This is a genomic window from Polaromonas potterensis (genome assembly GCF_033446725.1).
In the GTDB taxonomy this organism is placed as follows: Bacteria; Pseudomonadota; Gammaproteobacteria; order Burkholderiales; family Burkholderiaceae_C; genus Polaromonas.
Map to the genome: position 1 here is coordinate 38,345 of NZ_JAWQLX010000011.1, position 13,969 is coordinate 52,313.

13 protein-coding genes, 1 pseudogene and 2 riboswitches are annotated in these 13,969 nt (G+C 60.5%); of the genes and pseudogenes, 10 read left to right on the plus strand and 4 right to left on the minus strand.

Annotation, left to right across the window (positions count from 1 at the left end):
• Positions 1–4 precede the first annotated feature (4 nt).
• Positions 5–1,258 carry an alpha-hydroxy acid oxidase gene (locus R6254_RS18305; RefSeq protein ID WP_318408967.1) on the plus strand — a complete coding sequence of 418 codons (1,254 nt, stop codon included), beginning with the start codon at positions 5–7 and terminating at the stop codon, positions 1,256–1,258.
• Between the two features lie 37 nt (positions 1,259–1,295).
• Here R6254_RS18305 and R6254_RS18310 read toward each other — a convergent pair whose 3' ends face one another.
• Positions 1,296–1,607 carry a helix-turn-helix domain-containing protein gene (locus R6254_RS18310; protein ID WP_318408969.1) on the minus strand — a complete coding sequence of 104 codons (312 nt, stop codon included), beginning with the start codon at positions 1,605–1,607 and terminating at the stop codon, positions 1,296–1,298.
• A 178-nt stretch (positions 1,608–1,785) separates the two neighbouring features.
• On the opposite strand from R6254_RS18310, the pseudogene R6254_RS18315 reads away from it, so the two are divergent.
• Together R6254_RS18315 and R6254_RS18320 are read left to right on the plus strand one after the other, a co-directional pair.
• Positions 1,786–1,980, plus strand: a pseudogene (locus R6254_RS18315) (transposase); the annotation flags it as partial.
• 142 nt (positions 1,981–2,122) lie between these two features.
• Positions 2,123–2,698, plus strand: coding sequence for a peroxidase-related enzyme (locus tag R6254_RS18320; protein WP_318408971.1), 576 nt, complete (start codon positions 2,123–2,125; stop codon positions 2,696–2,698).
• 92 nt (positions 2,699–2,790) lie between these two features.
• Here the strand turns inward: R6254_RS18320 and R6254_RS18325 are convergent, their stop codons facing one another.
• The 3 genes from R6254_RS18325 to R6254_RS18335 form a co-directional block, all read right to left on the minus strand.
• A complete protein-coding gene (locus R6254_RS18325) occupies positions 2,791–3,210 on the minus strand; it encodes an acyl-CoA thioesterase (protein WP_318408972.1) in 420 nt (139 codons plus the stop codon).
• 12 nt (positions 3,211–3,222) lie between these two features.
• Positions 3,223–4,125 (minus strand): DMT family transporter, encoded by a 903-nt coding sequence (locus tag R6254_RS18330; protein ID WP_318408974.1) that lies wholly within the window; start codon positions 4,123–4,125, stop codon positions 3,223–3,225.
• 84 nt (positions 4,126–4,209) lie between these two features.
• Positions 4,210–4,992: an SDR family oxidoreductase gene (locus R6254_RS18335; RefSeq protein WP_318408975.1), complete on the minus strand. Its 783-nt coding sequence runs from the start codon at positions 4,990–4,992 to the stop codon at positions 4,210–4,212.
• Between the two features lie 114 nt (positions 4,993–5,106).
• Between R6254_RS18335 and R6254_RS18340 the strand changes: the two genes are divergently transcribed.
• From R6254_RS18340 to R6254_RS18370, 7 genes are all read left to right on the plus strand, one after another.
• Positions 5,107–6,792: an electron transfer flavoprotein-ubiquinone oxidoreductase gene (locus R6254_RS18340; RefSeq protein ID WP_318408976.1), complete on the plus strand. Its 1,686-nt coding sequence runs from the start codon at positions 5,107–5,109 to the stop codon at positions 6,790–6,792.
• Positions 6,793–6,925: 133 nt separating this feature from the next.
• The gene (locus R6254_RS18345; protein WP_318408977.1) at positions 6,926–8,233 is read left to right on the plus strand and encodes a TAXI family TRAP transporter solute-binding subunit; all 1,308 of its coding nucleotides are present in this window, start codon (positions 6,926–6,928) and stop codon (positions 8,231–8,233) included.
• A complete protein-coding gene (locus R6254_RS18350) occupies positions 8,230–9,528 on the plus strand; it encodes a TAXI family TRAP transporter solute-binding subunit (protein WP_318408979.1) in 1,299 nt (432 codons plus the stop codon). The genes R6254_RS18345 and R6254_RS18350 overlap by 4 nt, the downstream gene beginning before the upstream one ends.
• A 60-nt stretch (positions 9,529–9,588) precedes the next feature.
• Positions 9,589–10,599: a D-erythronate dehydrogenase gene (gene denD, locus R6254_RS18355; protein ID WP_318408980.1), complete on the plus strand. Its 1,011-nt coding sequence runs from the start codon at positions 9,589–9,591 to the stop codon at positions 10,597–10,599.
• Positions 10,600–10,666: 67 nt separating this feature from the next.
• The gene (locus R6254_RS18360; protein WP_318408982.1) at positions 10,667–11,638 is read left to right on the plus strand and encodes a TRAP transporter substrate-binding protein; all 972 of its coding nucleotides are present in this window, start codon (positions 10,667–10,669) and stop codon (positions 11,636–11,638) included.
• Positions 11,639–11,717: 79 nt separating this feature from the next.
• Positions 11,718–12,212 (plus strand): TRAP transporter small permease, encoded by a 495-nt coding sequence (locus tag R6254_RS18365; RefSeq protein ID WP_318408983.1) that lies wholly within the window; start codon positions 11,718–11,720, stop codon positions 12,210–12,212.
• A gap of 64 nt (positions 12,213–12,276) precedes the next feature.
• The gene (locus tag R6254_RS18370) at positions 12,277–13,554 is read left to right on the plus strand and encodes a TRAP transporter large permease (RefSeq protein ID WP_318408984.1); all 1,278 of its coding nucleotides are present in this window, start codon (positions 12,277–12,279) and stop codon (positions 13,552–13,554) included.
• A 173-nt stretch (positions 13,555–13,727) separates the two neighbouring features.
• Positions 13,728–13,829, plus strand: a riboswitch (glycine riboswitch).
• Positions 13,830–13,851: 22 nt separating this feature from the next.
• A riboswitch (glycine riboswitch) is annotated at positions 13,852–13,953 on the plus strand.
• Positions 13,954–13,969 lie beyond the last annotated feature (16 nt).

Below are 13,969 nucleotides of genomic sequence, written 5' to 3' on the forward strand. Positions count from 1 at the left end.
GGGGATGCAGCGCGAAACTTCAGCAAGCGGCGTGGGCCTGCCGGACCACGCCGCTGCAACAATCAGCTTCGGCAAACCGATCGTCCTTCCGGCACGGTTGGGCCATGTTCTTTCCCTGGACGACTTTGAAGTTGCAGCACGCCGGCACCTGCCACGACCCGTGTATGCGTACGTTTCGGGCGGGGTGGAGCGCAACCAGTCGCTCCAGGCGAACGCCCGAGCTTTCGACAATTTGGAGTTCGTGACGCGCGTCCTGGTAAACACCTCAGCGCGTTCGACTGAAACCACCTTGTTCGGCGAAACCTGGTCCGCACCCTTTGGCATCGCACCTATGGGGCTTTGCGCCTTGTCCGCCTACCGAGGTGACCTCGCGCTTGCCAACGCGGCGGCACGGGAGAACGTGCCGATGATCATGAGCGGCTCTTCGCTCATCCCGCTTGAAAAGATCGTACAGGCGAACCCACGGGCCTGGTTCCAGGCTTACCTGCCCGGCGCGGAGCCCGAGATCATTGCGCTGATCGATCGCGTCAAGGCTGCCGGCTACGGGACATTGGTGGTCACGCTCGATGCGTCCATCGCGTCCAATCGAGAAAACAATATCCGCGCCGGTTTCTCAACGCCATTGCGGCCCAGCGTGCGACTGGCGTGGCAAGGCTTGACGCATCCGCGCTGGCTCTTCGGGACGTTTCTAAAAACCTTCTTGAAGCATGGCATGCCGCACTTTGAGAATAACTACGCCCGGCGCGGTGCACCTATCCTGTCAGCCAATGTGCTGCGCGACTTTTCGGATCGTGGCCATTTGGGCTGGGAACACATCCGCCTGATCCGACAGATGTGGCCAGGCAAACTGGTGCTCAAGGGAATCCTGGATGTCCGGGACGCCCGTCTATCGGTGGAAAATGGCGCCGACGGCATCATCGTCTCCAACCATGGAGGCCGACAGCTCGATAGCACCGTTTCACCGATGCGTGTACTGCCCGGAATCGTCAAGGCGTGCCCGGAGGTTCCAGTGATGATTGACAGCGGCTTTCGGCGCGGCACCGACGTTCTCAAAGCACTGGCCCTTGGCGCTCGATTCGTCTTTGTCGGTCGACCCTTCAACTACGCGGCTGCGGTCGGCGGCGAAGAAGGCGTCTGCAAGGGCATCTCGTTACTCCGGGAAGAAGTCTCGCGTGACATGGCGATGCTGGGAGTTACGCCCACAAGCACCGTAGAAGAAAACTTGCTCTATGAGAGCCCAGATGCGACCAGAAATTAGTGCCATCGCATTGGCACAAGCAAGGTTCTTGTTTCGATCATTCACTTTGACGTCCAAAGGTTTTTCGCCATTCGCTAGGGCTGACTTGGTTTCTGTTCTTGAAGTGTTGGCGCAGTGACGTTGGCGTTTTAAACCCTACGAGATCCGCGATGGACTCCACTGGTAGCGTCGTACTTTCCAGCAGTTCCCTCGTGCGTTGCAATCGTTCGTTGATGAGCCACTCCATGAATGACATGCCTGTTGCCTTGCTGAAGTGACGTGTAAAAGTTCTGCGACTCATGGCTGCACGTTGCGCCAGGTCGTCCACCGAATGTGTTTGATTCAGGTGTTCACGCAGATAGTCCATCATCTGGTTGATCCTGGCGTCTTGCGTGGATGGAGCAATAGGCTGTTCAATAAACTGAGCCTGCCCCCCCTTCTCGGTGAGGCGGTACCACCATCATCCGGGCCACTTTGTTGGCCGTTTTTTGGCCGTAGAACTTGCGCACGATGTAGAGACAACAGTCCAAGCTCGCCCCTGTGCCGGCAGATGGCAGCGTGGAAGCAATGAGAATACGAATGGCCTATTGAGGCAATACTTCCCAAAGGGTATCGACATCTCTGGGTACTCGCAGGCACAGCTCAATGCGGTTGCTCGACGGCTCAACGAACGCCCCAGGATGACACTAAACTACGAAACGCCTGCTGAACGATTCAGCCAACTTGTTGCATCGACCGGTTGAATCCGCCGTCTAAAGCGGTCTTCGTATAGTTCCATTGGAATCAACTGGAAAACCTTTTTTGGTTTCTCTGAGTCATCCTGGCCACGCCTGACCCTATCATTGCCAGAAATAATCATGCAATCGAAAAGAAGGAGACAACACCATGAGCACACGTTACCCAGCCCCCGACATCAACGACCTGCCCGAGGACATCAAGGCCAAACTGCTGGAGGTGCAGGAAAAAGCCGGTTTTGTGCCGAATGTGTTTCTGGCCCTGGCGCGCCGGCCGGCCGAGTGGCGTGCGTTTTTTGCTTATCACGATGCCTTGATGCTGCGCGAAGAGTCCGGCCTGAGCAAAGGCGATCGCGAGATGATTGTCACGACCACCAGCGCCGCCAACAAATGCCTGTATTGCGTGGTGGCACACGGCGCGATTTTGCGGATTTATGAAAAAAAACCACTGGTGGCCGACCAGGTGGCGGTGAACTACCGCAAAGCCGACATCACGCCGCGCCAGCGCGCCATGCTGGACTTTGCGATGAAGGTGTGCCAGAAATCGGACGAGGTCGAGGACGCCGATTTTGCGGCCTTGCATGCCCACGGTTTCAACGACGAAGACATCTGGGACATCGCCGCGATCACGGCTTTTTTCGGCCTGTCGAATCGCATTGCCAGCTTCTCCAACATGTTGCCCAATCCGGAGTTTTACCTGATGGGCCGTGTGCCCAAGCAGAAGTAAGCCAGGCTCTGCGTCAAGGAGCGGCCAGCAGTCGCTCCTGATTTAATAGCTGCTTGCGCCCGCCGCAAAAGGGCTGAAGGCCTATTTCATGCTCAACTGACGATGTCGCGCATCCAGTCCGGCAAGGTGGCGGCTTTCTGGGTCGGAAAGTCCACCCAGATGGTGGTGCCGCCACCAGCGGCGTAAATCACACCGGGCTGGTCGCCACGTTCCATCGTGCCCCAGGTTTCAAACGTGGTGCGGCCGGGGTCGCTGACATACATCTTCAGCAACACATCGCCCGGGTACTCAAGCTGCTTGTAGAAATTGCAAAACGCATTGACGATCACCGGCCCCTGGCCTTTCGGGTCGGGCAGGCAGCCGATGGAGTACATCCAGTCGATACGCGCCGTCTCCAGATAACGGAAATAACTGGCATTGTTGACGTGGCCCATGGCGTCCATGTCGCCCCAACGAATCGGCAGGCGTGTTTCAAAAACCAGTTTTTTGTTCTCGGGGATGTCGATTTTCATGAGTTGAATTTTTCAGCGATGAGCCCGGATGGAGGCGAGGATGCCGCCTGTGAACAACACACAGGCGGCCAGTTGGGCCGGCGTGGGCCAGTGGCCGTCCCAGGCGAAAGAATACAGCAGCGCAAACATGGTTTCGCTGACGATCAGCTGCCCGCACAAGCTGGCGCTGAGCCGCTGGCTGGCGATGGTCCACAAGATGGTGGCCAGCCAGGCCGAGCCAAAACCCGTGGCCATGCAGAGCAGAACAAAGGCCGCGCTGTCATCCTGCGCGACCAGCGTGTGGACGTCAGAGCCCGCCGCCAGCCACATGACCAGGGCGCCCAGGCCGGTGGCCACCCCCAGCCAATTGGCCCAGTCGGTGGCGTTGACGTCGGGGTGGCGCTTGAGCCAGGCCGAGTTGAGAATGGCAAACGCCGTCCAGCTCAGCATGGAGACGGTGACCAGTGCCATGCCGCGCCAGTAATGCCCGCCGCCATCCGCTGCACCGCTGTGCGTGGCGCCCATCATGAGCAGCAGCCCGGCCAGCGTCAGCCCCAAACCCGGCAATAACGCGCCCCAACGCAAATGCCGCGGTTTGCCCAGCAGCATGATCCAGACCGGAATGGTGCCTATGACCAGGCTGGGCACTTCGGTGCCCGCGTCGCGGATGGCCATCGCCAGCAGCAGGTAGTAACCGCTAAAGCCCAGCACACTCATGCCCAAGGCCGTCAGCGCCTGGCGCGCCGTGGGCAGGCGGGACCGGCGTTTACCGGCCAGCCGGCTCAGCAACATGACCGCCGCGGCCAACAGTCCATAGGCGACATACCGCCCCGCCGTCAAATCCACCGACGAATAACCCGTGACCATGCGCGGCGCCACAAACACCAGGCCCCACAAGGCCCCCGCCGCCAGGCCGGCCAGAATACCCGTCAGCACCTCATGACCGCCACACGCCAAGCTGAAACAGCCCTTGTGGAGGGCTGCGAAGTGCGCGAAGCGGCAAGCGTGAGGGCCATATCTTCAGACGCCGAAGCCGTCATCAGCAGCAATGACCGCACCGTTGATGAAATGGCTCTGGCCGCTGGCCAACATCACCAGCAAAGCGTCCAGGTCCTCGGGTTTGCCCACACGTTTGCGCGGCAGCATCTGCACCAGCTTTTGCCCCTGCTCGGTGTCCCAGTGGTGGTGGTTGATTTCGGTGTCGATATATCCCGGGCAAATCGCGTTGACGTTGATGCCAAACCGGCCCCACTCCAGCGCCATGGCCTTGGTCATCTGCACCACGGCGGCCTTGCTCATGCAATACACGCCGATTTGCGGCAACACCCGCAGGCCGGCCATCGAAGCGATGTTGATGATGCGGCCACCGGCAAACGTGCCGGGCGCTGTGCCGCGTGCGCGCGCCAGCATGCGTTTACCGACCTCTTGCGCCACAAAAAAAACACCCTTGACATTGGTGTTGAAAATGAAATCGTAGTCTTCTTCGTCCACTTCCTGAATCCGCTGGGTGGTGCTGACACCCGAGTTGTTGACCAGGATGTCGATGGGCCCGACCTCGGTTTCGGCATGCGCAACAGCAGCCTTGATGCTTAGGGTGTCCGTCACATCCAGCAAAACCACATGGGCGTGGCCACCTTCGGCCTCGATCTGCGCGCGCAAGTCCTTGAGCCTGTCCAGCCTGCGGCTGGCCAGCACCACCGCGGCACCGGCACGGCTCAGTGTTTTCGCAAACTGCGCACCCAGGCCGCCGGAAGCGCCTGTCACCAGCGCGACGCGCCCCGCCAAATCCATGCTGTAGGCCATAACAGACTCCTGTTGGTAAAAATGGGCGGCCGTTTTTTCCTGCGTACATTAGCAGAATAAAATCAGCCGCCACACCGGCAATCGTTCCGCAATTCATTATCAGCGAGCCCCACTATGAACAACCAAGAGATACTGGCCCAGTTCGGCCCCCGCGAAGCCATGGAATACGACGTGGTCGTGGTCGGCGGCGGCCCTGGCGGACTGGCCAGCGCCATTCGCCTGAAACAACTGGCCGCTGAAAAAGGCACGGAGATCTCGGTGGTGGTGCTGGAAAAAGGCTCGGAGCCCGGCGCACATATCCTGTCCGGCGCCGTGATGGACCCACGCGCCATCACCGAACTGCTCCCCAACTGGAAAGAACTGGGCGCCCCGCTGAACCAGCCGGTCACCAGCGACGAAGTGTTATTCCTCAGCGAAACCGGCGCGACCAAAACGCCCAACTTCCTGGTGCCCGACTGCTTTCACAACGAAGGCAATTACGTCATCAGCCTGGGCAATGTGGTTCGCTGGCTGGCGCAGCAGGCCGAGAATCTTGGCGTTGAAATTTTCCCCGGCTTTGCCGCGGCCGAAGTGCTTTACAACGACGACGGCTCCGTCAAAGGTGTGGCCACCGGCAACCTCGGTGTTGGCAAAGATGGCGAGCCGACCGAGAACTTCCAGCTCGGCATGGAGTTGCATGGCAAATACACGGTGTTTGCCGAAGGCGCACGCGGCCACCTGGGTCGCCAGCTGATTGCCAAGTTCAAACTCGACGAAGGCAAGGACCCGCAAGCTTATGCACTGGGCGTGAAAGAACTCTGGGAAATCGACCCGACCAAACACAAACCCGGCCTGGTCGTACACACCGCCGGCTGGCCCATGGACAGCCAGACCTATGGCGGCGGCTTTATGTACCACCTGGAAGACAACAAGGTCACGCTGGGTTTTGTGACCGGGCTGGACTACAGCAACCCCTACCTCAGCCCGTTTGAAGAAATGCAGCGCTGGAAAACCCACCCCAGCATCAAAAAATACCTGGAAGGCGGCAAACGCATCAGTTACGGCGCACGCGCCATCACGGCGGGTGGTGCCCTGAGCCTGCCCAAAACCGTGTTCCCCGGCGGCGCCCTGGTGGGCTGTGAAGCCGGCTACCTCAACGCCAGCCGCATCAAGGGCAGCCACGCCGCCATCAAGACCGGCATGCTGGCCGCAGACGCCGCTTACGCCGCGGTGACCGCTGGCCGCCAGCACGACGAACTCAGCGCCTACCCCGAGGCTTATGCCAAAAGCTGGCTGGCGCAGGAGTTGAACCAGTCGCGCAACTTCAAGGCCTGGTTCAAGAAGGGGGTCTACATGGGCTCCTTCATGACCGGCATCGAGCAGTGGCTGCTGCCCAAGTTGGGCATCAAGAGCCCGCCGTGGACCATTCACCGCACCCAGCCGGACCACGCCATGCTCAAGCCCGCGGCTGAGTGCACGCCCATCGTCTATCCCAAGCCCGACAACAAGATCACCTTTGACCGCCTCAGCTCGGTGTTCGTCTCCAACACCAACCACGAAGAGCAGCAGCCGGCACACCTGACGCTGAAAGACGCGAGCGTGCCGGTCAACATCAATCTGGCGAAATACGCGGGTCCCGAAAGCCGTTACTGTCCGGCCGGCGTCTATGAGTTTGTGAAGAACGAAGACAACAGCGATCGCCTGCAGATCAACGCCCAGAACTGTGTGCATTGCAAGACCTGCGACATCAAGGACCCGACCCAGAACATCGTCTGGGTCACGCCCGAAGGCGGCGGCGGCCCGAACTACAGCGGGATGTAAGTCATCGCGAACCCGCCGGCGGCAAGTGCTGCCGGCGGGTTCGCGTTTTCCCTGCATCGCTTGATTTTTCCCGCCGTGCAGGCAGGCTTTGCGCTATAACGGTCGCCAGACTCAACAGGAAACCCCTGTGCGCATGGCAAAGCTGTATCAACGTAAATGGCTGCTGATTCGCTTGCCTGTCGTTCTGGCGGCGCTTGCGGCAGCCGCCTACCTGTGGGTTCAGGTCTGGCCCATGCCGCCCGATCGGATAAGCATCACCACGGCGGCCACCGACGGCGCCTATTACCTCCACGCGCAACGTTACGCCGAAAAGTTTGCACAACACGGCGTCACCCTGGACATACAAAGCTCCGCCGGCTCGCAGCAAAACCTGGAGCGTCTGCGGCGTCCCGATGCCGTCAGCGACCTGGCGTTTATCCAGGGCGGCTTTGGCTACCTGGGCACATCCTTCGAAGGCCGGGACCGCAGCCGCGTGCAGACCTTGGCCAATGTCGATGTCGAACCGGTGTGGATTTTCGCCAAGAACCGGGAGATTGAGTCGCTCAGCCAGTTGCAAGGCCTGCGCCTGGCGATAGGGCCGGAAGGCAGCGGCCACCGCCGGGTCGCACTCAAACTGCTTGAGCAAGCCCGGATGAGCGACAGCGACCTGACACTGTCGGCCCTGAGCGGCAACGCCGCGGTTCAGGCCATGCGACAAGGCACGATTGATGCGGCCTTGATGGTGGCCGCACCCGAGTCCGCCGCCTTGCAAAACATGCTCAGTGTGCCGGGGATCCGCATCGCCAACCTGAAAAAAACCTCGGCCATCACCGAACGCAATCCCTACCTGGAGTCACGCCTGCTGGCACAAGGCACCTTGGACACCCGGCTGCCGCCCCGTGACCACACGCTGCTGACCACCTTGACCAGCCTGGTGGCGCGCGAAGACCTGCATCCGGCCCTGCAGCGGCTGGCCGTGGCCGTGGCCACTGAAGTGCATGCCGGCAACGGCCTGTTCCACAGGACTGGCGACTTTCCCGCACTGCGGCGCATCGACTTCCCGATCTCCGAACAGGCCAGACCCACATTGGCCCACGGCTTGCCGCTGCTGGAAGGTCTGCTGCCCTTCTGGTGGGCCCAGTTGGCAGAGCGATTGCTGCTGATCGGCCTGCCTCTGGCCTTGCTGGCGCTGGGCCTGATGCGCCTGATTCCGGCCTATCTGCGCTGGTTGCTCGAAAGCCGCGTGAACCGCTGGTATGGCGAGCTGAAGTTTATTGAAAACGATTTGTCGCAGTCGAAGCCAACGGGCCTGGAATTGAGCAAGTTCCTGCTGCGCCTGAACAGCATCGACAAAACCTTGCTGGCTTTTGCCACGCCCAAAGATTTGATCGCGCGCTGCTACACCTTGCACCAGCACATCGAGTTTGTCCGGCAAAGGTTGTACCGGATGCGCGGCCGATGAAACTTTTGCTGCTCTACCGCCGGCGCTGGGGGCTGTTTTACCTGCCGGTGTTGCTGCTGGCCCTGGCCGTGGTGTGGTGGTCGGCCACGGTCTGGAAAACGTTGCCGCCGGCCAAGGCCGTGATCGCCGGGGGCTCGCCGCAAGGCAGCTACGCCCAACTGGCCCAGCGTTATGCCGAACAGCTGGAGCGCCTCGGGCTCGCCGTCGAGATTGTTTATTCCGACCGGCAAAAAGGCTCGCTGGAGCGTTTGCTCACACGCGGCGATGTGGCCGACATCGGTTTTGCGCATGGCCTCTACGCCAGCACCGGTGTGCCTGTGCAGGCCCTGGCGGTGGTCGGCCAGGAGCCGGTCTGGATTTTCACCAACCTTCCAGGGCTCACGTCACTGTCACAAGCCAAGGGTCTCAAGGTGGCCGCCGGCGCCAGCAACACCTCGTCCTTCAGCGCGGCCAAGGCCTTGCTGGCCCATGCCGGGTTGCGCGACACCGACGTGCAATTTTCCAGCGCCTCAGGGCTAGATGCAGCCAATGCGCTGTTGGACGGAAAAATCGATATTCTTTTTGAGGCGGCCGGGGACAATGCGCAAGCCATCCAGTTGCTACACCAGAAAAACACGGTTCATTTGTTAGGTGTGGAACGTGCCGGCGCCCTGGCGGCGCAAGATCCCCGGTTGCAGTCCATCCTGCTGCCGCAAGGTGCGATAGAACTGCGCGGCGACGTGCCAACACGCGACCTGATCCTGATGGGTTTGCAAACCCATCTTCTGGTGCGGCCCGACATGCACCCGGCCTTGCAGCGAGCGCTGCTGGATGCCGCGCTTGAAATCCATCAATTTCCCAGCTTTTTGCAGCGCCACGGGCAATTCCCCAGCTTTAGAGGCAGCGACTTCCCGCTGTCTCCAGAAGCCCGTGCCTACAGCCTGGGCAGCCGTCCCTGGCTGGAGCTGTTGCTGCCCTACGGCCTGGCACAAGGGGCAGAATTGATCCTGTACGCCCTGCTTCCCGTGCTGGCGTTGACCTTCTTGGTCCTGGCCTGGATTCCGCGCCTGTTTGACTGGCGCATCAGTGCCGCGATGCAAAATTTTTACGGCGAGCTGAAGTTTCTTGAAACCGAGATGGAGAGCACGGCCAGCAACAACCCGATCGCACTGCGCCGGCTGCTCGCAAAACTCGACCACATCGAAAAACAGGTCACCCAGCTAGATTTGCCGGCCGAATATTCCGAGCGCTGGTACACCTTGCGCGAACACCTGGCCGCGGCCAGGGAAAAGTTGCTGAAACTCCGGGCACGCTAGACTTTGCATCAACCGCGCACGCCACGGCCCCCGTTCCTACATCGTGAAAGTTTAAAAAGCATGAACATTGTCATCACCGGCGGCGCCGGATTTCTGGGCGTACGCCTGGCCCGCGCACTGCTCCAGAAAAACTCACTCGCCTTGGCCGGCGGCGCGGCCCAGACCATCCGTCGCCTCACCCTGGTTGATCGCGCAGCGCCGCCAGCCGATCTGCTGGCCGACAGCCGGGTACAAGTCCTGGAAGGGGATTTGAATGCCCTGCTCGCATCGTCGCCCGTCATCGCCGACGGCACGGACCTGGTTTTTCATCTGGCCGCAGCGGTCAGCGGTGAGTGCGAAGCCGACTTCGACCTCGGCATGCGCAGCAACATCGACGCCACACGCGCGCTGCTGCAAGCCTGCCGCCAACTGAAGCGTGCGCCCACCGTGGTTTTTGCGAGTTCACTGGCGGTGTTCGGCAACTCGCCCGAGCAGCCGCTGCCCGCGGTGATCACCGACACCACCTTGCCGACGCCGCAAAACAGCTACGGCATCCAGAAATTTATTGGCGAACAACTGGTGGCCGACTATGCGCGCAAAGGGTTTATCCGCGGCCGCAATGTGCGCCTGATGACCGTCAGCGTGCGGCCCGGCAAACCCAATGGCGCAGCCTCCAGCTTTTTGAGCGGGATGATCCGCGAGCCGCTGGCAGGTATTCGTGCTGCATGTCCGGTGCCACCGGAAACACCCGTGGCCCTGTCATCTCCCAGCCGCACCATTCGTGGCCTGATTCGCGCGGCCGAAGCCAGTGATGCCGACTGGGGCGCACGCACGGCCATCAACCTGCCGGCGCTGAAAACCACCGCAGGCGAGATGGCCGCCGCGCTGGAACGCGTGGCCGGCCCAGCGGTCACGGCCCTGATCGACTGGACGCCCGACGCGGCAATTGCCAACATCGTCACCAGTTGGCCGGCCCACATCGATGCCGCCCGTGCGCGTCAGTTGGGCCTGCTGCCGGATGCCAATTTCGACGCCATCATTGCGGAGTACTTAGGCGAAAACCCCGACACCAGCCGGCCCCAGCAACAGTAATAATGCAAAGTGCACTTACGGTCTGGTCCACGCTGCGGCCGGTTTTCCTCATCCTCCCGGAGACTCCATGAAACTCAGCAAACTCATCATCGGCCTGTCCATCGCCATCGGTTTTGTGGCCAGCGCCACGGCGCAGACCACCATGAGAATCAGTATCTCGACGGCACAGAACTCGCATCAAGGCGTGGCGATTGATACCTTTGCCAAGGAAGTGGAAAAACGCACCGGCGGCCGCTACAAGGTCCAGACCTTTTACAACGGCGCCCTGGGCGGCGAACGTGAGTCGATTGAGGCGGTGCAACTGGGCACCCAGGAGCTGGCTTTCAGCTCGACCGGCCCCATCCCCAACTTTGTGCCTGAAACCAAAATCCTCGACGTGCCATTCCTGTTTCGCGACAAGGCCCATGCACGTGCCGTGCTGGACGGCCCCATCGGCCAGGAGATGTTGACCAAGTTCGACGCCAAGGGTTTCAAGGCGCTGGCCTGGGCCGAAAATGGTTTTCGCCACATGACCAACAGCAAGCGTGACGTGAAAGAGCCCGGCGATCTCAAAGGCTTGAAGATGCGTACCATGGAAAACCCGGTGCATATTGCCGCCTACAAGGGGTTTGGCATCATCACCACCCCCATGGCTTTCCCGGAGGTGTTCACCGCCTTGCAACAAGGCACGGTGGATGGCCAGGAAAACCCGTTGTCAGTCATCATCTCGGCCAAGTTTGACCAGGTGCAAAAACACCTGTCGCTGACCGGCCACGTTTATTCACCCTGCATTTTTGTGATGAACAAAGCCTCGTTTGACAAACTCAGCGCGGCCGACAAACAGGCCTTCCTCGATGCCGCCAAAGAAGGCGCCAAGGTCAATCGAGCCCGCGTTGACGAGGACGATGCCAAAGGTGTGGCCGACTTGCGCGCCAAAGGCATGACCGTGATCGACACCCTGGACAAAGCCAAGTTCGTCGCCGCCCTGGCGCCGGTCAATGCCGAGTTTGAAAAGCAGTTTGGCAAGGCCAACATCGACAAGATCCGCAGCGTCAAATAAACGCTACGGTTTTGATAGCTATCTGCGCCCGCAGTCATTGGACTGGCGGGCGTTTTTATTCTCAATCGGGCGAGACATCATGAAGCAGGCTTTTTTAAGGTTCGAGCGCTGGAGCACCGGTCTGGCCATGGTCGGTGCGTGCGTCATGCTGGCGATCGCATCGACGCTGGGCATGTTCCAGATCATCACGCGGTTTGTGCTGGAGCAGCCGGCCGAGTGGACCGAAATCCTGATCCGTCTGAGCCTGATCTGGATGGTGTTTCTCGGCATCCCCGCCGCCTTCCGCCAAGGCGCCATGGTCAGCGTGGATGTGTTGTACCGCTGGAGCCCGCCCAAGATCAAACGTGTGCTGGACTGGCTGGTCTGTCTGGCCGCGCTGACCCTGATCGCCGTCATCATCTGGTGGGGCTGGGACTATTCCCTGCGCGGCCGTGTGCAGTCCATGGCCGGGCTGGAGTCCATCTCGATGTTCTGGGGTTATGTGGCCATGCCGGTCGGTGGCCTGTTCTGCGTCATCGGCATCATCGGCAACCTGATTGATCCCCAGCGCCAGGAACTGGAAACCGCCACATGAGCCACGCTACAAACAACGCAAATCGCCCCATATCTGGCGCCGTATTTTTCAAGGGAATCGCACAATGACCGCTGTCATGTTGACCACCATGATCGTGTGTTTCGCACTGACCATTTCCGTGGCTGTCTCCATCGGCCTGGCGGCCGTTTTTGGCATCCAGGCCAGCAACGCCAACATGCTGATCTCGGTGAAGGAAATGTTCTCCGCGATCAACAAATTCCCGCTGGCCGCCATTCCGTTTTTTATCCTGGCCGGCAACCTGATGGAAACCGGCGGCATTTCGCGCCGGCTGGTGGAGTTTGCCAAAAGTATCGTCGGCGGCGTTCAGGGCGGCCTGCCCATGACCTGCGTGTTGACCTGTATGATTTTTGCGGCGGTCTCGGGCTCCTCGGTGGCCACCACCTTTGCCGTCGGTGCCATCCTGATCCCCGCGCTGATCAAACACGGCTACCCGACCAGCTACGCCGCCGCCCTGCAGGCGACCAGCGCCGAACTGGGTGTGATCATTCCGCCGTCCATTCCCATGATTCTGTACGGTGTCAGCGCTGAAGTCTCGATCGGCGAGTTGTTCATCGCCGGTGTTGGCCCGGGCATTTTTATCAGCGTGGCCCTGATGGCCTTTGTCTACGTGTATTGCAAGCTCAAAGGCTGGGGCAAAAACGACGGCGACGGCCGCCTGAGTTTTGGCAAAGCCACCTGGCAGGCCGGCTGGGCCTTGTTGATGCCTGTCATCATTCTGGGCGGCATTTACGGCGGCATCTTCACACCAACCGAAGCGGCGGCCGTGGCCGTGTTTTACGCGCTGGTTGTCGGCGTGGTGATTTACCGCGAGATCAGCCTGCCGAACCTGGTGCAGGTCTTGCGCAAATCCGTGATTTCCAGTGCCGTGATCATGTTCATCATTGCCAACGCGGGCCTGTTTGCCTTTCTGATCACCCGCGCCGGTGTGCCCGACGCCATAGGCCGCTGGCTGCAAGAAGTGCTGCAGTCGCCAGCGCTGTTCCTGCTCGGGGTAAACGCCGCCCTGTTCATCATCGGCATGTTCATCGAAACCAGCGCCGCCATCATTGTGCTGGCGCCCATCCTGGCGCCGGTGGCCATGCATTTCGGTATTGACCCGGTGCATTTCGGCATGGTGATGGTGGTCAACCTCGCACTGGGCATGATCACGCCGCCGTTCGGGGTGAACCTGTTTGCGGCCTGCACGGTGGCGCGTATTTCACTGGACCGCATCGTCACCCACCTGATTCCGTTTGTGCTCGTGATCCTCGGCTGTCTCATGGTGATCACCTACTTCCCGGCACTCTCGCTGACCTTGCGCGATCTGGTCTATTCCAAATAGCGCCCCCACGGTCGCTCACTGCGTGTAGCTCCCTGCCCCCCGAGGGGGCAGCTGCGCCTGCGGGCCGGCTAAGCCGGACCCGCGCCCTACTTGATGATACGGACCCAACGGTCGCAGTATTCCGTTCCTCCTGCGCCTGTCCAGAGGTGTACGCACCCAAGGCTTGGGCTACACTTACCCGGTCAGGAGAGAGTTTTCACATGAAAACCGCCGAAGGCGCATGCATCCCCTTTATGGTGTGCTGAACGCTCAGGCAAAAGGACTGGCAACCGTTGTTTGGCATGTATTTTCCGGACAACGTTCCCTACTGGAGAGAGGCTGCCTTCAAGGCATCCCACCGAAGGAGCAAACCTGTATCGCCAGGTGAATCTCTCAGGTAAAGCGGACAGCAGGGGCAGCCCATGATTTTTCATGG